At 60.9% G+C, this 17,973-nt stretch carries 16 protein-coding genes; 7 read left to right on the top strand and 9 right to left on the bottom strand.

What is annotated here, in order from left to right; genetic code table 11:
- Positions 1 to 75: 75 nt before the first annotated feature.
- The 4 genes from hflD to HX851_RS27545 form a co-directional block, all read right to left on the bottom strand.
- A complete protein-coding gene (hflD, locus tag HX851_RS27530) occupies positions 76 to 699 on the bottom strand; it encodes a high frequency lysogenization protein HflD (protein WP_017123843.1) in 624 nt (207 codons plus the stop codon).
- Positions 696 to 1,826: a tRNA 2-thiouridine(34) synthase MnmA gene (gene mnmA / locus HX851_RS27535; RefSeq protein ID WP_177056671.1), complete on the bottom strand. Its 1,131-nt coding sequence runs from the start codon at positions 1,824 to 1,826 to the stop codon at positions 696 to 698. The genes hflD and mnmA overlap by 4 nt, the downstream gene beginning before the upstream one ends.
- Positions 1,827 to 1,886: 60 nt before the next feature.
- Entirely contained in the window at positions 1,887 to 2,333 is a 447-nt protein-coding gene (locus HX851_RS27540; RefSeq protein WP_177056670.1) for an NUDIX hydrolase, read from the bottom strand.
- 222 nt (positions 2,334 to 2,555) lie between these two features.
- Positions 2,556 to 4,781 (bottom strand): NADP-dependent isocitrate dehydrogenase, encoded by a 2,226-nt coding sequence (locus HX851_RS27545; RefSeq protein WP_177066244.1) that lies wholly within the window; start codon positions 4,779 to 4,781, stop codon positions 2,556 to 2,558.
- A 503-nt stretch (positions 4,782 to 5,284) separates the two neighbouring features.
- On the opposite strand from HX851_RS27545, the gene icd reads away from it, so the two are divergent.
- Positions 5,285 to 6,541 carry an NADP-dependent isocitrate dehydrogenase gene (gene icd / locus HX851_RS27550; RefSeq protein WP_177056668.1) on the top strand — a complete coding sequence of 419 codons (1,257 nt, stop codon included), beginning with the start codon at positions 5,285 to 5,287 and terminating at the stop codon, positions 6,539 to 6,541.
- An 86-nt stretch (positions 6,542 to 6,627) separates the two neighbouring features.
- On the opposite strand, the gene cspD is transcribed toward icd, so the two are convergent.
- Complete coding sequence (gene cspD / locus HX851_RS27555; RefSeq protein WP_177056667.1) at positions 6,628 to 6,897, bottom strand: cold shock domain-containing protein CspD; 270 nt, start codon at positions 6,895 to 6,897, stop codon at positions 6,628 to 6,630.
- 226 nt (positions 6,898 to 7,123) lie between these two features.
- On the opposite strand from cspD, the gene clpS reads away from it, so the two are divergent.
- On the top strand, positions 7,124 to 7,486 hold the full coding sequence (gene clpS, locus HX851_RS27560; protein ID WP_017123849.1) for an ATP-dependent Clp protease adapter ClpS: 363 nt from the start codon (positions 7,124 to 7,126) through the stop codon (positions 7,484 to 7,486).
- 28 nt (positions 7,487 to 7,514) lie between these two features.
- Positions 7,515 to 9,785 (top strand): ATP-dependent Clp protease ATP-binding subunit ClpA, encoded by a 2,271-nt coding sequence (gene clpA, locus HX851_RS27565; RefSeq protein ID WP_177056666.1) that lies wholly within the window; start codon positions 7,515 to 7,517, stop codon positions 9,783 to 9,785.
- 161 nt (positions 9,786 to 9,946) lie between these two features.
- Here clpA and infA read toward each other — a convergent pair whose 3' ends face one another.
- The 4 genes from infA to trxB all read right to left on the bottom strand — a co-directional run bounded on the left by infA (position 9,947) and on the right by trxB (position 12,859).
- The gene (gene infA, locus HX851_RS27570) at positions 9,947 to 10,165 is read right to left on the bottom strand and encodes a translation initiation factor IF-1 (protein ID WP_002553999.1); all 219 of its coding nucleotides are present in this window, start codon (positions 10,163 to 10,165) and stop codon (positions 9,947 to 9,949) included.
- Between the two features lie 181 nt (positions 10,166 to 10,346).
- Positions 10,347 to 11,054 carry an arginyltransferase gene (locus HX851_RS27575; protein ID WP_177056665.1) on the bottom strand — a complete coding sequence of 236 codons (708 nt, stop codon included), beginning with the start codon at positions 11,052 to 11,054 and terminating at the stop codon, positions 10,347 to 10,349.
- Between the two features lie 55 nt (positions 11,055 to 11,109).
- On the bottom strand, positions 11,110 to 11,790 hold the full coding sequence (gene aat, locus HX851_RS27580) for a leucyl/phenylalanyl-tRNA--protein transferase (protein WP_177056664.1): 681 nt from the start codon (positions 11,788 to 11,790) through the stop codon (positions 11,110 to 11,112).
- Between the two features lie 118 nt (positions 11,791 to 11,908).
- Entirely contained in the window at positions 11,909 to 12,859 is a 951-nt protein-coding gene (trxB, locus tag HX851_RS27585) for a thioredoxin-disulfide reductase (protein WP_177066245.1), read from the bottom strand.
- Positions 12,860 to 13,095: 236 nt separating this feature from the next.
- Here trxB and HX851_RS27590 point away from each other — a divergent pair, with 236 nt between their 5' ends.
- The 4 genes from HX851_RS27590 to crcB are packed head-to-tail and all read left to right on the top strand — an operon-like array spanning position 13,096 to position 17,968.
- Positions 13,096 to 15,570, top strand: a complete 2,475-nt coding sequence (locus HX851_RS27590; RefSeq protein ID WP_370590626.1) for a DNA translocase FtsK — start codon at positions 13,096 to 13,098, stop codon at positions 15,568 to 15,570.
- Positions 15,571 to 15,628: 58 nt separating this feature from the next.
- On the top strand, positions 15,629 to 16,252 hold the full coding sequence (lolA, locus tag HX851_RS27595; RefSeq protein WP_017123855.1) for an outer membrane lipoprotein periplasmic chaperone LolA: 624 nt from the start codon (positions 15,629 to 15,631) through the stop codon (positions 16,250 to 16,252).
- Positions 16,253 to 16,271: 19 nt separating this feature from the next.
- The gene (locus tag HX851_RS27600; protein WP_177056661.1) at positions 16,272 to 17,597 is read left to right on the top strand and encodes a replication-associated recombination protein A; all 1,326 of its coding nucleotides are present in this window, start codon (positions 16,272 to 16,274) and stop codon (positions 17,595 to 17,597) included.
- A complete protein-coding gene (gene crcB, locus HX851_RS27605; protein WP_177056660.1) occupies positions 17,594 to 17,968 on the top strand; it encodes a fluoride efflux transporter CrcB in 375 nt (124 codons plus the stop codon). The genes HX851_RS27600 and crcB overlap by 4 nt, the downstream gene beginning before the upstream one ends.
- Positions 17,969 to 17,973 lie beyond the last annotated feature (5 nt).

Below are 17,973 nucleotides of genomic sequence, written 5' to 3' on the forward strand. Positions count from 1 at the left end.
ATCATACATGAAAAAATCCGCCGGTCCGTTGCCAACTGACCGGCGTATCGCGCTTTTACAGCTCCGTCGATGGCCTCAGGCGCTACGCATCAACGGATAGAGTTCCTTGAGCAGCTTGCGCCGGCTGATGACCAGTTGCCAGCGATGACCGCCCAGCTGGCGCCACAGGCGGGCCGAGCGGATCCCGGCCAGCAGCAGGGCGCGGATCTTCGAGGCATTGCTCGGTTGTTGCAGGTTGCGCATGTCGCCGTGTACCTGGATCCGCTGGCGCAGGGTGCTCAGGGTGTCCTGGTACAGTGCGCCACAGGCGGCCACCACGTTTTCATGGGCCGGGCCGAAGTGTTCGACCTGGGACTGGATCTGCGGCAGGCGCTTGCCGATGATTTCCAGCATGTCGTCGCGCTTGGCCAGCTGGCGCTCGAGGCCGAGCATCGACAGCGCATAACGTAGCGGCTCGCGCTGCAGGGCGCTCGGGTCGCGTTCGAGGGCGCCGATCAGCGCGCGATAACCGTCGCGCAGGTTGATATCGTCGCCGCCGTAGACTTCCAGTGTGTCCTTGGGGTCGCGGATCAGCAGGCTGCCGAGCATGCAGCTCAGGCCAGCTTCGCTGGACTGGCCGGTCTTGGCAATCTTGTCCACCAGAACCGCCGCGAGAAACACACCGCCCAGTGCCGTCAGTTGCTCCTGGGTCGGGCTCATGGGCGCGCTCCGCTGGTCCAGGGCTCGGCAACTTCGATCACGCCGCCGCCCAGGCAGATTTCCCCGTCGTAGAACACCACGGACTGGCCCGGCGTCACGGCGCGCTGGGGTTCATCGAACACCGCGCGATAGCCGCTGGCGGTTTTTTCCAGGATGCAGTGCTGGTCGCCCTGGCGGTAACGGACCTTGGCGGTCAGCTTGCGCGGACTGCTCAGGTCGACCGGGTTGACCCAGAAGATCTCGGAGGCGAGCAGGGCGCGGGAAAACAGCAGCGGGTGCTCGTTGCCCTGGCCGACGATCAGCTCATTGTGCTCCAGGTCCTTGATCAGCACGTACCACGGCTCGTCGCCGGCGTCCTTCAGGCCGCCGATGCCCAGGCCCTGGCGCTGGCCGATGGTGTGGTACATCAGGCCGTGGTGGCGACCGATGACTTCACCTTCGGTCGTCTTGATCTCGCCGGGCTGGGCCGGCAGGTACTGCTTGAGGAAGTCGCTGAAGCGTCGTTCGCCGATAAAGCAGATTCCGGTGGAGTCCTTTTTCTTGGCGGTCGCCAGGCCGTGCTTTTCGGCAATCGCGCGCACGGCTGGCTTTTCCAGCTCGCCGACGGGGAACAGGGTCTTGGCGATCTGTTCGCCGCCCACGGCATGCAGGAAGTAGCTCTGGTCCTTGTTCGGGTCCAGGCCCTTGAGCAGTTCGGTGCGGCCGTCGATATCACGGCGGCGCACGTAGTGGCCAGTGGCAATCAGGTCGGCACCGAGCATCAGGGCGTAGTCGAGGAACGCCTTGAACTTGATTTCGCGGTTGCAGAGGATATCCGGGTTCGGCGTGCGCCCGGCCTTGTATTCGGCCAGGAAATGCTCGAACACGTTGTCCCAGTACTCGGCGGCGAAGTTGGCGGTGTGCAGCTTGATGCCGATCTTGTCGCACACGGCCTGAGCGTCCGCCAGGTCGTCCATGGCGGTGCAGTACTCCGTTCCGTCGTCTTCCTCCCAGTTCTTCATGAACAGGCCTTCCACCTGGTAACCCTGCTCCATCAGCAGGACGGCGGAAACGGAAGAGTCCACGCCGCCGGACATGCCGACAATGACGCGCAGGTTTTCTGGGGCGAGGGAAGCTGGATCACGCATAGGGATTCAATGAGTGTCTTCGAAAAAGGACGCGATTCTAACAGGCCCGCGCCCGCAAGGCTAAAGAGAAGGGCGGATCAGTTCGAGACTGTGCGGCGGGCCCGCCCGATAGTCGTCGATGCAACGGATGATCAGCTCGCTGCGCCACTGCGGGCGCAGGACCAGCAACTCGTCGCGGGTCAGCCAGCGCGGGCCGATGATGCCTTCGTCCAGTCGATAGTCGGGGTGGTGTCTGAGCGGTTTGCCGGCAAAGCACACACGCTGGTAGGTCACGCCGTTGCTGGGGGCGGTGTACAGGTAGATGCCGATCACGCCGGTCAGTTCGACATCCCAGCCGGTTTCCTCCAGGGTTTCGCGGATGGCCGCCTCGTTCAGGCTTTCGTCGGGGTCGAGGTGGCCGGCCGGCTGGTTGAAGACCGCCTGTCCGTTTTGCAGTTCTTCGACGAGCAGGAAGCGACCGTTGTCTTCGACGACGGTGGCGACGGTGATATGGGGTTGCCATTCCATAGGGTGGGGTTCTCTTTGAATATGAGGGCATCATAAGGCGAATGCGGTCCCGTGCAGGAGTCGGCTTGCCGGCGATGGCGTCCGTAAGGGCAATGCACGGCTCTAAGGCCTCATCGCCGGCAAGCCGGCTCCCGCAGGGTTTGTATTCGCAGATTGACGAATGCTCGGGCCGTAAACACAAACCCCGGCTCTGGGCCGGGGCTTGTGATCTTTCCTGAGCGGTTACACCAGCGCAGCGATTGCCGCGTTGAGGGTAGCGCTCGGACGCATGGCCTTGCTGATCAGCTCGGCGCTGGCGTGGTAGTAGCCGCCGATGTCGACTGGCTTGCCCTGTACGGCGTTGAGCTCGGCAACGATGGTCGCCTCGTTCTCGGTCAGGGTCTTGGCCAGTTGGGTGAACTGGCCTTGCAGCGCGGTGTCTTCGCTCTGGGCGGCCAGGGCCTGGGCCCAGTACAGCGCCAGGTAGAAGTGGCTGCCGCGGTTGTCGATGTTGCCGACTTTGCGCGATGGCGACTTGTTGTTGTCGAGGAACAGGCCGGTGGCCTGGTCCAGGGTCTTCGACAGCACCAGGGCTTTCGGGTTGTTGTAGGTCACGCCCAGGTGTTCCAGGGAAGCGGCCAGGGCCAGGAACTCACCCAGGGAATCCCAGCGCAGGAAGTTCTCTTCCACCAGTTGCTGAACGTGTTTCGGTGCCGAACCGCCGGCGCCGGTTTCGAACAGGCCACCGCCGTTCATCAGAGGGACGATCGACAGCATCTTCGCGCTGGTGCCCAGTTCCATGATCGGGAACAGGTCGGTCAGGTAGTCGCGCAGGACGTTGCCGGTCACCGAGATGGTGTCCTTGCCTTCGCGGGTGCGGGCCAGGGTGAACTTCATCGCGTCGACCGGCGACATGATCTGGATGTCCAGGCCGGCGGTATCGTGATCCTTCAGGTAGGTCTGGACCTTCTCGATCACCACGCCATCGTGGGCGCGCATCGGGTCGAGCCAGAAGATCGCCGGGGTGCTGCTCGCGCGGGCACGGTTGACGGCCAGCTTGACCCAGTCCTGGATCGGGGCGTCCTTGGTCTGGCACATGCGGAAGATGTCGCCAGATTCCACGGCCTGTTCCAGCAGGGTGCGACCGGTGTTGTCGGAAACCCGTACCACGCCGTTGGTCTTGATCTGGAAGGTCTTGTCGTGGGAGCCGTACTCTTCGGCCTTCTTCGCCATCAGGCCGACGTTCGGCACGCTGCCCATGGTGGTCGGATCGAAGGCGCCGTGTTGCTTGCAGTCTTCGATCACCGCCTGGTAGATGGTGGCGTAGCAGCGATCCGGGATCACCGCCTTGGTGTCGTGCAGTTGGCCGTCGGTGCCCCACATCTTGCCGGAGTCACGGATCATGGCCGGCATCGAGGCGTCGACGATGACGTCGCTCGGCACGTGCAGGTTGGTGATGCCTTTGTCGGAGTTGACCATGGCCAGCGCCGGACGAACGGCGTAGACCGCCTGGATGTCCGCTTCGATCTGTGCCTGCTGCTCGGCCGGCAGGGCCTTGATGCGGGCGTACAGGTCGCCGATGCCGTTGTTCAGGTTGAAGCCGATCTGCGCCAGCACGTCAGCGTGCTTGGCCAGGGCGTCCTTGTAGAACTCGGCAACGATCTGACCGAACATGATCGGGTCGGAGACCTTCATCATGGTGGCTTTCAGGTGAACCGACAGCAGCACGCCTTGTTGCTTGGCGTCTTCGATCTCGGCGGCGATGAAGCTGCGCAGGGCGTTCTTGCTCAGTACGGCGCAATCAAGGATCTCACCGGCTTGTACGCTGGTCTTCTCTTTCAGGACGCTGGAAGTGCCGTCCTGGGCGATCAGTTCGATCTTGACGCTGCCGGCGGCGTCGATCAGGGCGGCTTTTTCGCTGCCGTAGAAATCGCCGTTGTTCATGTGCGCGACGTGGGACTTGGAGTCAGCAGCCCAGGCGCCCATCTTGTGCGGGTGCTTGCGTGCGTAGTTCTTCACCGACAGCGGTGCGCGGCGATCGGAGTTGCCTTCGCGCAGGACCGGGTTCACGGCGCTGCCCTTGATCTTGTCGTAACGGGCGCGGGCGTCTTTCTCGGCGTCGCTGCTCACGGTCTCCGGGTAGTCCGGGATGTTGAATCCCTGGGCTTGCAGCTCCTTGATCGCGGCCTGCAGTTGTGGCACCGAGGCGCTGATGTTCGGCAGCTTGATGATGTTGGCTTCAGGTGTGATGGCCAACTCGCCCAGCTCGGCGAGGTGATCCGGCACGGCCTTGGCGCCCAGTTGTTCAGGGAAGCTCGAAAGAATACGTCCGGCCAGCGAGATATCGCGGGTTTCCACGGCGATATCAGCCGAAGCGGTAAAGGCCTCTACGATAGGCAACAGTGAATAGGTGGCGAGGGCGGGAGCTTCGTCGGTGAAGGTGTAGATGATCTTCGAGCGGGTGGGCATATTCGGATTAACTCTCTTCTTTGCTAAAGCATGCGCAGAAACTCGAGATGCGCCGGATAAGCGCGTTCGTTCAAAGTCGTCCATGAGCCGAATATCGAGGTTTCTTCGCGGTGATGTTGGGTTGCATCAGTCGAGCGTCAAGCGGTCGGACTGCGGTAACAGCCCGGCTTTTGGGCGGAAAGTCTCGGCTACATTTCGGTAGCTGGGAGAGGTCGGCCGTCGTGACCCTATGGTCAGCGGGGCGATTATACATAGGTTGCTGGCAAAGCGCCGAGGGTTCATAAACAACTCTTTTCGTCCATTGGTCTAAAGGTCGCACGGGCAAAAGCGCCGGGCGCGGCCGGCAAATGCTGGAGATTGGCGCTTTTCCCTTTGATTTCAGGCTTGTACGCCGCTAACTGCAGCGCTTTCAAGGCAAATGGGGGTGGTCGAGGTTTCCGTCTACATTTAACTGGGGTAGGCTCGAAAGCAGCCAGATGTTCAATCCATAGATGGAGTACAACATGGGATACAAGAAGATTCAGGTTCCAGCCGTCGGTGACAAAATCACCGTCAATGCAGACCACTCTCTCAATGTTCCTGATCACCCGATCATCCCCTTCATCGAAGGTGACGGTATTGGCGTCGATATCAGCCCGGTGATGATCAAGGTCGTCGACGCGGCTGTCGAAAAGGCTTACGGCGGCAAGCGCAAGATCTCCTGGATGGAAGTCTATGCCGGTGAGAAGGCCACCCAGGTCTATGATCAGGACACCTGGCTGCCCCAGGAAACCCTCGATGCGGTCAAGGATTATGTGGTCTCCATCAAGGGGCCCCTGACTACCCCGGTGGGCGGTGGTATCCGTTCCCTGAACGTGGCCCTGCGCCAGCAACTCGACCTGTATGTCTGCCTGCGTCCGGTACGCTGGTTCGAAGGCGTGCCGAGCCCGGTGAAAAAGCCCGGTGACGTCGACATGACGATCTTCCGCGAGAACTCCGAAGACATCTATGCCGGGATCGAGTGGAAAGCCGGCTCGCCGGAAGCGAACAAGGTCATCAAGTTCCTCAAGGAAGAAATGGGTGTCACCAAGATCCGTTTCGACCAGGACTGCGGTATTGGCGTCAAGCCGGTATCGAAAGAGGGCACCAAGCGCCTGGCGCGCAAGGCCCTGCAATATGTCGTCGACAATGATCGCAAGTCGCTGACCATTGTCCACAAGGGCAACATCATGAAGTTCACCGAAGGCGCCTTCAAGGAATGGGCCTATGAAGTGGCAGCCGAGGAGTTCGGCGCGACGCTGCTCGACGGCGGTCCTTGGATGCAGTTCAAGAACCCGAAAACCGGTCGCAATGTCGTGGTCAAGGACGCCATTGCCGACGCCATGCTCCAGCAGATCCTGCTGCGTCCGGCCGAGTACGACGTGATCGCCACCCTGAACCTGAACGGTGACTACCTGTCCGACGCCCTGGCGGCCGAGGTGGGGGGGATCGGTATCGCGCCGGGGGCCAACCTGTCCGACACCGTCGCCATGTTCGAGGCGACCCACGGTACCGCACCCAAGTACGCCGGCAAGGACCAGGTAAACCCTGGTTCGCTGATCCTGTCCGCGGAAATGATGCTGCGTCACATGGGCTGGACCGAGGCGGCCGACCTGATCATCAAGGGCACCAACGGTGCGATTGGCGCCAAGACCGTGACTTATGACTTCGAGCGCCTCATGGATGGTGCCAGGCTGGTGTCGTCTTCCGGCTTCGGCGATGCCCTGATCGCACACATGTAGATCGCTCGGCGCTGAACAAAAAAACGCCCGGCTCTGGTTTTCGAGTCGGGCGTTTTTTTATGCCTGGATATTTCTACTGATTGATTTCAGGCACTGACGTTGTGTGTCTTGGTCTTGGGGAGCTGTGCTTTCTCTTCGGTGGGGGTCGCGACAGCTGCGCTCTGTATATTGACCGCATGCAAACCTTTGGGGCCCTGGATGATCTCAAAGCTCACTGCCTGGCCAGCCTTAAGGGTTTTGTAGCCATCCATCTTGATGGCTGAATAATGGGCAAACAAGTCTTCATCCTTGCCTTCTTCCAGGACGAAACCATAGCCCTTGGCGTTGTTGAACCACTTGACCTTACCGCTCGGCATGCTCATATCCCTCTGCAAACGACCCCATCACTGGAGTATCATCCAGTTCATCCTTCACTACGTGAACCAGAAAAATGGTTGACGATATGGACCTTTATTACCCAATGTGGGCTCTATTGGTTGTAACACCGATTTGCCGATAGTCAAGGTGACCTTTCGGTCGGTATTGAAACTGTCCGAAACGTCCCCATTACTGCAACAGCTCAACTGACGAACCTTTCTTTCCATGCATGCAATCAGCCAGATTCGACTAACATTCAATCAGGATCGCCCGGATTTCCACGATGACGATTCCGCGGGCATTGCCATACAGGAAGCAAAGCCTGCGTTGCAGGCGCCGCCGATGTACAAGGTGGTGTTGTTCAATGATGACTACACGCCGATGGATTTCGTCGTCGAAGTGCTCGAGGTGTTTTTTAACCTGAATCGCGAGCTGGCTACCAAGGTCATGCTGGCAGTTCATACAGAAGGACGGGCAGTATGTGGAGTGTTTACCCGCGACATCGCCGAGACCAAGGCCATGCAGGTCAACCAGTACGCCAGGGAAAGCCAGCATCCGCTACTCTGTGAAATCGAGAAGGACGGTTAACGCCGACCACTTGGGTATGAGGTGAACTATGTTAAACCGCGAGCTCGAAGTCACCCTCAATCTAGCCTTCAAGGAGGCCCGTTCGAAGCGTCATGAATTCATGACGGTCGAGCATCTCCTGCTGGCCCTTTTGGATAATGAGGCCGCCGCAACCGTTCTACGGGCCTGTGGCGCGAACCTCGACAAACTCAAGCACGACCTGCAGGAGTTCATCGACTCCACCACGCCGTTGATCCCCGTTCATGACGAAGATCGCGAAACCCAGCCGACCCTGGGCTTCCAGCGTGTCCTGCAACGTGCCGTATTCCATGTGCAGAGCTCCGGTAAGCGCGAAGTGACAGGCGCCAACGTGCTGGTCGCGATCTTCAGCGAACAGGAAAGCCAGGCGGTATTCCTGCTCAAGCAGCAAAGCGTTGCGCGTATCGATGTCGTCAACTACATCGCCCATGGCATCTCCAAGGTGCCCGGGCACGGCGATCACTCCGAAGGCGAGCAGGATATGCAGGACGAAGAGGGTGGTGAGTCTTCATCTTCGGGCAATCCCCTGGATGCGTATGCCAGCAACCTCAACGAGCTGGCACGCCAGGGGCGTATCGACCCATTGGTCGGTCGCGAGCTGGAGGTCGAGCGTGTCGCGCAGATCCTCGCCCGTCGGCGCAAGAACAACCCGCTGCTGGTGGGTGAGGCGGGCGTCGGCAAGACCGCGATCGCCGAAGGCCTGGCCAAGCGTATCGTCGACAACCAGGTGCCGGACCTGCTGGCCAACAGTGTCGTCTACTCCCTCGACCTGGGTGCCCTGCTGGCCGGTACCAAGTATCGCGGCGACTTCGAGAAACGCTTCAAGGCGCTGCTCGGCGAGCTGAAGAAACGCCCGCAGGCGATCCTGTTCATCGACGAGATCCACACCATCATTGGTGCGGGTGCCGCGTCCGGTGGCGTCATGGATGCCTCGAACCTGCTCAAGCCGTTGCTGTCCTCGGGTGATATCCGTTGCATCGGCTCGACCACCTTCCAGGAATTCCGTGGCATTTTCGAGAAGGACCGTGCCCTGGCCCGGCGCTTCCAGAAGGTCGATGTGTCCGAGCCTTCGGTAGAAGACACCATCGGTATCCTGCGCGGCCTGAAAGGTCGTTTCGAGCAGCACCACAATATCGAATACAGCGACGAGGCGTTGCGTGCGGCGGCCGAGCTGGCTTCGCGCTACATCAATGATCGGCATATGCCGGACAAGGCCATCGACGTGATCGACGAGGCGGGCGCCTACCAGCGCCTGCAGCCGGTCGAGAAGCGTGTAAAGCGCATCGAAGTGCCGCAGGTCGAGGATATCGTTGCGAAAATCGCGCGGATTCCGCCGAAGCATGTCACCAGCTCCGACAAGGAACTGCTGCGTAACCTCGAACGTGACCTGAAACTGACCGTGTTCGGCCAGGATGCGGCCATCGATTCGCTGTCGACAGCCATCAAGCTGTCCCGTGCCGGGCTGAAATCGCCGGACAAGCCGGTCGGTTCGTTCCTGTTCGCCGGTCCTACCGGTGTCGGCAAGACCGAAGCGGCACGGCAGCTGGCCAAGGCGATGGGTATCGAGCTGGTGCGTTTCGACATGTCCGAGTACATGGAGCGTCACACCGTATCGCGTCTGATCGGTGCGCCTCCGGGCTATGTCGGTTTCGACCAGGGCGGCCTGCTGACCGAAGCGATTACCAAGCAACCGCATTGCGTGCTGCTGCTCGATGAAATCGAGAAGGCCCACCCGGAAGTCTTCAACCTGCTGCTGCAGGTCATGGACCACGGGACCCTGACCGACAACAACGGGCGCAAGGCCGACTTCCGCAACGTGATCGTGATCATGACCACCAACGCCGGTGCTGAAACCGCGGCCCGGGCGTCGATTGGCTTCACGCATCAGGACCACTCGTCCGATGCCATGGAAGTGATCAAGAAGAGCTTCACGCCGGAGTTCCGCAACCGTCTGGACACCATTATCCAGTTTGGTCGCCTCAGTCATGAGGTCATCAAGAGTGTGGTGGACAAGTTCCTTACCGAACTTCAGGCGCAGTTGGAAGACAAGCGCGTACAGCTGGAAGTGACCGACGCGGCTCGCAGCTGGCTGGCCGAAGGTGGCTACGATGCGGCCATGGGCGCACGTCCGATGGCACGCCTGATCCAGGACAAGATCAAGCGTCCGCTGGCCGAGGAGATCCTGTTTGGCGAGTTGTCCGACCATGGCGGTGTGGTACACATCGACATCAAGGATGGCGAACTGACCTTCGACTTCGAAACCACGGCTGAAATGGCCTGATCCAGTCTGATGCAGCACAAGACAAAGGCGCCTTCTGGCGCCTTTGTTATCTTCGCGATCCTGAAAATGCCACCCCCTCCCACAAAAGATAGATTTCAGGGGGGGCAAAAAATGCGCAAACAAAAACGCCCGGCGGTGCCGGGCGTCTTGTATTGACCTGATTAGCGGGCGCGGTAGGTGATGCGCCCTTTGCTCAAGTCATAGGGCGTCAGCTCGACGCGCACTTTGTCACCGGTAAGAATACGGATGTAGTTCTTGCGCATCTTGCCGGAGATATGCGCGGTTACGACGTGCCCATTTTCCAACTCCACGCGAAACATGGTGTTGGGCAGGGTGTCGACGACAGTGCCTTCCATTTCGAAGCTGTCTTCTTTCGACATGCAGTAAAGCCCTCGGTGTCCAGTGAATGGCCCGGTGCAACTGCGCCAGGCAAAAGCGGCGTGCATTGTGCCCGAAAAACCACCATCACGCCAAGTGGTTAGTGCCGCCCGCAAAAATAACTGCCCGCTTGCGACGACGCCTGTCGCCGCAATACGGGTGTTTTTGCGAGGTGGGGGAGGCTTAGCTGAGCGTGACCCAGCGTTGATTGATCAGCAGCTCGATCGGCCGGTACTGGGTCTTGTAGTTCATCTTCTTGCAGTTCTTGATCCAGTACCCGAGATAGACCGCGTCCAGGCCCATCCGATGGGCCTCGCCGATCTGCCAGAGAATCGCGTAGCGACCGAGGCTGCGGCGTTCTTCGTCCGGCTCGTAGAAGGTGTAGACCGCCGAGAGGCCGTTGGGCAGCAGGTCGGTCACCGCCACGGCGACCAGCCGGCCTTCCAGGCGAAACTCGTAGAACCGTGAAAAGGGCAGGTCGCGTACCAGGAATGTCGAGAACTGGTCGCGACTGGGCGGGAACATGTCGCCATCGGCATGGCGTTGCTCGATGTAGCGCTGGTACAGGTCGAAGTATTCTTCGCTGAATCCGGGCTTGGCGGCTCGTACCTGAAGATCCATGTTGCGCTTGAGAATGCGTTTCTGCTGGCGGTTGGGCAGGAACTGCGCCACGGGGATGCGCGCCGGCACGCAGGCATTGCAGTTCTGGCAATGGGGTCGGTAAAGATGGTCGCCGCTGCGACGAAATCCCATCTCCGACAGGTCTGCGTAGACATGCACGTCCATGGGCTGGCTAGGGTCGAGGAACAGCGTGGTGGCCTGCTCTTCGGGCAGATAGCTGCAAGAGTGGGGTTGAGTGGCATAAAACTTCAAACGCGCCAGCTCGGTCATGATCAACCCTCGGAATAAGCTTTGAATTAAGTGTAAGCCAGCCTGTGGAACTCGCCTAGGAAACCCACAGGGCCGTGTTTGGCTGGTCGAGATGGTGCTGCAGGTAGTCGGCAAAAGTGCTGCGGGGAATGGCTCGGGCACCTAGGCTGTGCAGGTGATCGGTGGGCATCTGGCAGTCGATCAGGACAAAGCCCGCGGCCTTGAGGTGGTTGACCAGGGTGGCGAAGCCGACTTTCGAGGCGTTGTCGGCGCGGCTGAACATGGATTCGCCGAAAAACAGCTGGCCCATTGCCAATCCGTACAGGCCGCCGACCAGTTGCTCCTGATCCCAGACCTCGACCGAATGGGCGAAACCGCGCTCATGCAGTTGCAGGTAGGCGTTCTGCATTGCCTCGGTGATCCAGGTGCCGTCGGCGTAGGCGCGTGGCGCCGCACAGGCCTTGATGACAGCGGCGAAATCGCGGTCGAAGGTGACCTGGTAGCGCTGCTGGCGCAGCAGTTTGCCCAGGCTGCGCGAGATATGCAGTTCGTCGGGAAACAGCACGGTGCGCGGGTCCGGCGACCACCAGAGAATCGGCTGGCCTTCGGAAAACCACGGGAAACAGCCGTGGCGATAGGCCTGGATCAGCCGATCGGCGGACAGATCGCCGCCGGCGGCCAGCAGCCCGTTGGGTTCGCGCATGGCCTTGGCCAGCGGGGGGAATGTCAGGGTGTCGCGTTGTAACCAGGTCAGCATGGCATTCAGGCTTGAGCAGAAGGGGGAGGGCGCTATGCAACCTGTGGGAGCTGGCTTGCCAGCGATAGCGATATAGCATTTACCATCGTCATCGCTGGCAAGCCAGCTCCCACAAGGTTTAGTTATCGTCCAGGTATTTCTCGGCATCCAGCGCCGCCATGCACCCGGCACCGGCCGAGGTGATGGCCTGGCGATAGACATGGTCGGCGACATCGCCGGCAGCGAACACCCCGGGGATTTCCGTGGCCGTGGCATTGCCTTCGCTGCCACCCTGGACCTGCAGATAGCCGTTGTGCATGGTCAGCTGGTCCTGGAACAGGTCGGTATTGGGCTTGTGGCCGATGGCGATGAATACGCCGGCCAGCGACAGCTCGCTGGTTTCGCCGGTCAGGCTGTCGCGCAGGCGGGCGCCGGTCACGCCAGTCGCGTCGCCGAGCACTTCGTCCAGGTTCTGGTTCCAGTGCAGGCGGATATTGCCGTTGGCGGCCTTTTCGAAGAGCTTGTCCTGGAGGATCTTCTCCGAGCGCAATTTGTCACGGCGGTGGACCAAGTGCACTTCCCTGGCGATATTGGCCAGGTACAGCGCTTCCTCGACCGCGGTATTGCCCCCACCGATAACGGCAACCACTTGATTGCGATAGAAAAAGCCGTCGCAGGTGGCGCAGGCGGAGACGCCCTTGCCGGCAAAGGCCTCCTCGGAAGGCAGGCCCAGGTACTGGGCAGAGGCGCCTGTGGCGATAATCAGCGCGTCGCAGCTGTAGATACCGTTGTCACCCTTGAGGATAAACGGCCGCTGCTGCAACTCTGCGGTATGAATGTGGTCGTAGACGATCTCGGTATCGAAACGCTCGGCGTGTTTCTGCATGCGCTCCATCAGGACCGGACCGGTCAGGCCTTCGACATCGCCTGGCCAGTTGTCGACTTCGGTGGTGGTGGTCAACTGACCGCCGACCTGCAGGCCGGTAATGACGACAGGCTTGAGGTTGGCACGGGCGGCATAAACGGCAGCGCTGTAACCGGCGGGGCCGGAGCCCAGGATGATCAGGCGTGAATGCTTGGCTTCGCTCATAAAAACACCTCATAAGCCTTTGTCACAAAAGAGAATGCATGCTCAAATTGAAGCGCATGAAAAGCGCTGTTGGCTATGCTACACCCAAGCGGCAACCGCGTGGCATCGAGCGTGTAAACCCGTACAATGTCCATCATCGAACGATGATAGTTTCTGACGTGGCAAGTGCCGAGCATGCAAAGGACTGATAGTGAAAATAGTCCAGGTAGAGCCAGAGAACTGTTCACCTGCCCTGAATGGGCAGTATTTTGTCGTCAATCAACAGCTGGGCGCGCCTTGGGCGCAGGAAAAGACGCGTTTTGAAGAAATCCACCGCTACACCCCCTAAGGCAGTCGTGCCGCTCTGGCGTCAGCAACTGCACTATCGTCTCAAGGAAGGCGCGCTGATTGCCATCGGCGCCTTGTGCCTGTTCCTGATGATGGCCTTGCTTACCTATGGCAAGGACGATCCGGGTTGGAGTCACAACAGCAAGATCGACGATGTGCAGAACTTCGGTGGGCCTGCCGGCTCCTACAGCGCCGATATCCTGTTCATGGTGCTGGGTTATTTCGCCTACGTGTTCCCGCTGTTGCTGGCGATCAAGACCTGGCAGATCTTCCGCCAGCGTCACGAACCCTGGCAGTGGAGTGGTTGGCTGTTTTCCTGGCGGTTGATCGGCCTGGTGTTCCTGGTGCTGTCCGGCGCCGCGCTGGCGCATATCCATTTTCATTCGCCGACCGGCTTGCCGGCCGGTGCCGGCGGTGCCCTGGGTGAAAGCCTGGGCGACCTGGCCCGCAATGCCCTGAATATCCAGGGCAGCACGCTGTTGTTCATTGCCCTGTTCCTGTTCGGCCTGACGGTGTTCACCGACCTGTCGTGGTTCAAGGTGATGGACGTCACCGGCAAGATCACTCTGGACCTCTTCGAACTGTTCCAGGGCGCGATGAATCGCTGGTGGGCGGCGCGTACCGAGCGCAAGCAACTGGTGGCGCAATTGCGTGAAGTCGATACCCGGGTCGAGGAAGTGGTGGCCCCGAGCATCGCCGACAAGCGTGAACAGGCCAAGGCCAAGGAGCGCCTGATCGAACGCGAGCAGGCCCTGAGCAAACATATGTCCGAGCGTGAAAAGCACGTTCCGCCGGTCATCGCCCCGGCACCGGTCAAGCCGCCGCAGCCGAGCAAGCGCGTGGAGAAAGAGAAACAGGCGCCGTTGTTTATCGACAGCGCGGTCGAAGGCACCTTGCCGCCGATCTCGATTCTCGACCCGGCCGAGAAGAAACAGCTCAATTACTCTCCCGAGTCCCTGGCGGCCGTCGGCCACCTGCTGGAGATCAAGCTCAAGGAGTTCGGGGTCGAAGTGTCGGTGGACTCGATCCACCCCGGCCCGGTGATTACCCGTTACGAAATCCAGCCGGCCGCCGGCGTCAAGGTCAGTCGTATCGCCAACCTGGCCAAGGACCTGGCGCGTTCGCTGGCGGTGACCAGCGTGCGGGTGGTGGAAGTGATTCCCGGCAAGACCACCGTCGGTATCGAGATTCCCAACGAAGACCGGCAGATCGTGCGCTTCTCCGAGGTGCTGTCGACCCCCGAGTACGATAACTTCAAGTCGCCGGTCACCCTGGCCCTCGGCCACGATATCGGCGGCCGGCCGGTGATCACCGACTTGGCGAAGATGCCGCACCTGTTGGTGGCCGGTACCACCGGTTCCGGTAAGTCGGTGGGGGTGAACGCGATGATCCTGTCGATCCTGTTCAAGTCCGGCCCGGAAGACGCCAAGCTGATCATGATCGACCCGAAGATGCTCGAATTGTCGATCTACGAAGGCATTCCGCACCTGCTGTGCCCGGTGGTCACCGACATGAAGGACGCCGCCAATGCCCTGCGCTGGAGCGTTGCCGAGATGGAACGGCGCTACAAGCTGATGGCCAAGATGGGCGTGCGCAACCTGTCGGGCTTCAATGCCAAGATCAAGGAAGCCCAGGAACGCGGCGAGCCGATTGCCGACCCGCTGTACAACCGCGAAAGCATCCACGACGAAGCGCCGCTGCTGACCAAGCTGCCGACCATTGTCGTGGTGGTCGACGAATTCGCCGACATGATGATGATCGTCGGCAAGAAGGTCGAGGAACTGATCGCCCGTATCGCGCAGAAGGCGCGAGCGGCCGGTATCCACCTGATCCTCGCGACCCAGCGGCCTTCGGTGGACGTGATCACCGGTCTGATCAAGGCCAACATCCCGACCCGCATGGCCTTCCAGGTATCGAGCAAGATCGACTCGCGGACCATTATCGACCAGGGCGGTGCCGAGCAGCTGCTGGGTCATGGTGACATGCTCTACATGCCGCCGGGCACCAGCCTGCCGATCCGCGTCCACGGCGCCTTTGTCTCCGACGACGAGGTGCACAGGGTAGTCGAAGCCTGGAAGCTGCGCGGTGCGCCGGAGTACAACGACGATATCCTCAACGGTGTCGAAGAAGCCGGTAGCGGCTTCGAGAATGGCGGCGGCAGCGGCGGTGACGACGATGCCGAGACCGATGCGCTGTACGACGAGGCGGTGCAGTTCGTCCTGGAAAGCCGCCGGGCTTCGATTTCCGCGGTCCAGCGCAAGCTGAAGATCGGCTACAACCGGGCTGCCCGCATGATCGAGGCCATGGAAATGGCCGGGGTGGTGACAGCCATGAACACCAACGGTTCGCGCGAAGTGCTTGCGCCAGGGCCGATGCGCGACTGATCCTGTGCCGCGTGAGGTCACGCGGCATACCTTTCAAACGAATTCCATGAGGACTCCCATGCGTCTTATCCGCATGCTGTTGTTGCCGGTTCTGGCGTTGACCACCTTGTCGGCTCATGCCGACCAGAAGGATGTGGCGCGCCTGACGCAGTTGCTCGAAAAGTCTCAGACCCTGACGGCGCGGTTCTCCCAGTTGACCCTGGATGGCAGCGGCACCCAGTTGCAGGAAACCGCCGGTGAGATGTCCCTGCAGCGCCCGGGCCTGTTCTACTGGCACACCGATGCGCCCCAGGAACAGACCATGATCTCCGATGGCCAGAAGGTCACCCTGTGGGATCCGGACCTGGAGCAGGTGACCATCAAGAAGCTCGACCTGCGCCTGACCCAGACCCCGGCCCTGCTGCTGTCCGGTGATGTGTCGAAGATCAGCGAAAGCTTCGATATCAGCGCCAAGGAAGCTGGCGGCGTGATCGACTTCATTCTCAAGCCGAAAACCAAGGACACTCTGTTCGACAGCCTGCGCCTGTCGTTCCGCAACGGCCTGGTCAATGACATGCAACTGATCGACAGCGTCGGCCAGCGCACCAACCTGCTGTTCACCGGGGTCAAGGCCAACGAGCCGATTGCGGCTTCCAAGTTCAAGTTCGACATCCCCAAGGGTGCTGACGTCATCCAGGAATAAGAGGTTTCAAACGCAGCCCATGGACCTGTTTAGCCGTGCCCCGATCGCTCAACCCCTGGCCGCCCGTCTACGTGCGACCAACCTGGATGAGTACGTCGGCCAGGAACACTTGCTGGCCCGGGGCAAGCCGTTGCGCGAAGCCCTGGAGCAGGGCGCGCTGCATTCGATGATCTTCTGGGGCCCGCCAGGGGTGGGCAAGACCACCCTGGCGCGGCTGCTGGCGGAAGTCTCGGACGCGCACTTCGAAACCGTGTCGGCGGTACTGGCCGGGGTCAAGGAGATCCGCCAGGCGGTGGAAGTCGCCAAGCAGCAGGCCGGGCAGTACGGCAAGCGCACCATCCTGTTTGTCGACGAAGTCCATCGGTTCAACAAATCCCAGCAAGATGCCTTCCTGCCTTATGTCGAGGACGGCACGCTGATCTTTATCGGCGCCACCACTGAAAACCCGTCGTTCGAGCTCAACAACGCGCTGTTGTCCCGGGCTCGGGTGTATGTGCTCAAGAGCCTCGACGAAGCCGCCCTGAACAAGCTGGTGCAGCGGGCGCTGACGGAAGAGCGCGGCTTGGGCAAGCGCCAGCTGAGCCTGGGCGACGAAGGCTTCAGGATGCTGTTGTCGGCGGCGGATGGCGATGGCCGGCGGCTGCTCAACCTGTTGGAAAACGCCTCGGACCTGGCCGAGGACGGCAGCGAGATCGGTGTCGAGCTGCTGCAAAGCCTGCTCGGCGATACCCGGCGGCGTTTCGACAAGGGCGGCGAAGCCTTCTACGACCAGATTTCCGCCTTGCACAAATCGGTGCGCGGTTCCAACCCGGACGGCGCGCTCTACTGGTTCGCGCGGATGCTCGACGGCGGTTGCGATCCGCTGTACCTGGCGCGGCGCGTGGTGCGCATGGCCAGCGAGGATATCGGCAATGCCGATCCACGGGCGTTGAGCCTGTGTCTGGCGGCGTGGGATGTGCAGGAACGGCTGGGCAGCCCGGAAGGTGAACTGGCTGTGGCCCAGGCCATCACGTACCTGGCCTGTGCGCCAAAAAGCAACGCCGTGTACATGGGCTTCAAGGCCGCCATGCGTAGCGCCGCCGAGCACGGCTCGCTGGAGGTGCCGCTGCACCTGCGCAATGCCCCGACCAAGCTGATGAAACAGCTGGGCTACGGCGACGAGTACCGTTATGCCCACGACGAGCCCGATGCCTATGCGGCCGGCGAAGACTATTTTCCCGAAGCGCTTGAACCACAACCCTTCTACCAGCCGGTCCCCCGCGGGTTGGAGCTGAAGATCGGCGAGAAGCTCAACCACCTGGCCGCGCTCGACCGCAACAGCCCGAAACAGCGGAGAAAGCCATGATTCGTACCGTGCTGGCTGTCTCCATCGCCGGTATCGTCGGCACCCTGGTGCGCTTTGCCACGGGTAATCTGATCAACGCCAATTGGCCGAAGCACTTCTATACCGCGACGTTGGCCGTTAATATCGTGGGCTGCCTGGTGATTGGCGTGCTCTACGGTCTGTTTTTGCTGCGCCCCGAGGTCCCGGTTGAAATCCGCGCCGGCCTGATCGTGGGGTTTGTCGGCGGCCTGACCACATTTTCATCATTTTCACTGGATACGGTGCGCCTGCTGGAAAGCGGGCAGGGCCTCCTGGCCATGGGCTATGTGGCCCTCAGCGTATTCGGCGGGCTGCTCGCGACCTGGGCCGGCCTGTCCTTGACCAAACTCTGAATAAC

This window comes from Pseudomonas gingeri, from assembly GCF_013385635.1.
GTDB lineage: Bacteria > Pseudomonadota > Gammaproteobacteria > Pseudomonadales > Pseudomonadaceae > Aquipseudomonas > Aquipseudomonas gingeri_A.

What these genes read in the sequence shown, in the direction of transcription:
- cspD (WP_177056667.1), bottom strand. Translation starts at nt 6,897, where the DNA reads ATGCCGAGCGGTAAGGTCAAGTGGTTCAACAACGCCAAGGGCTATGGT.
- trxB (WP_177066245.1), bottom strand. Translation starts at nt 12,859, where the DNA reads ATGAGCGAAGCCAAGCATTCACGCCTGATCATCCTGGGCTCCGGCCCC.
- HX851_RS27545 (WP_177066244.1), bottom strand. Translation starts at nt 4,781, where the DNA reads ATGCCCACCCGCTCGAAGATCATCTACACCTTCACCGACGAAGCTCCC.
- HX851_RS27590 (WP_370590626.1), top strand. Translation starts at nt 13,096, where the DNA reads ATGGGCAGTATTTTGTCGTCAATCAACAGCTGGGCGCGCCTTGGGCGC.
- clpA (WP_177056666.1), top strand. Translation starts at nt 7,515, where the DNA reads ATGTTAAACCGCGAGCTCGAAGTCACCCTCAATCTAGCCTTCAAGGAG.
- icd (WP_177056668.1), top strand. Translation starts at nt 5,285, where the DNA reads ATGGGATACAAGAAGATTCAGGTTCCAGCCGTCGGTGACAAAATCACC.
- mnmA (WP_177056671.1), bottom strand. Translation starts at nt 1,826, where the DNA reads ATGCGTGATCCAGCTTCCCTCGCCCCAGAAAACCTGCGCGTCATTGTC.
- clpS (WP_017123849.1), top strand. Translation starts at nt 7,124, where the DNA reads ATGCATGCAATCAGCCAGATTCGACTAACATTCAATCAGGATCGCCCG.
- crcB (WP_177056660.1), top strand. Translation starts at nt 17,594, where the DNA reads ATGATTCGTACCGTGCTGGCTGTCTCCATCGCCGGTATCGTCGGCACC.
- infA (WP_002553999.1), bottom strand. Translation starts at nt 10,165, where the DNA reads ATGTCGAAAGAAGACAGCTTCGAAATGGAAGGCACTGTCGTCGACACC.
- aat (WP_177056664.1), bottom strand. Translation starts at nt 11,790, where the DNA reads ATGCTGACCTGGTTACAACGCGACACCCTGACATTCCCCCCGCTGGCC.
- HX851_RS27575 (WP_177056665.1), bottom strand. Translation starts at nt 11,054, where the DNA reads ATGACCGAGCTGGCGCGTTTGAAGTTTTATGCCACTCAACCCCACTCT.
- hflD (WP_017123843.1), bottom strand. Translation starts at nt 699, where the DNA reads ATGAGCCCGACCCAGGAGCAACTGACGGCACTGGGCGGTGTGTTTCTC.
- HX851_RS27600 (WP_177056661.1), top strand. Translation starts at nt 16,272, where the DNA reads ATGGACCTGTTTAGCCGTGCCCCGATCGCTCAACCCCTGGCCGCCCGT.
- HX851_RS27540 (WP_177056670.1), bottom strand. Translation starts at nt 2,333, where the DNA reads ATGGAATGGCAACCCCATATCACCGTCGCCACCGTCGTCGAAGACAAC.
- lolA (WP_017123855.1), top strand. Translation starts at nt 15,629, where the DNA reads ATGCGTCTTATCCGCATGCTGTTGTTGCCGGTTCTGGCGTTGACCACC.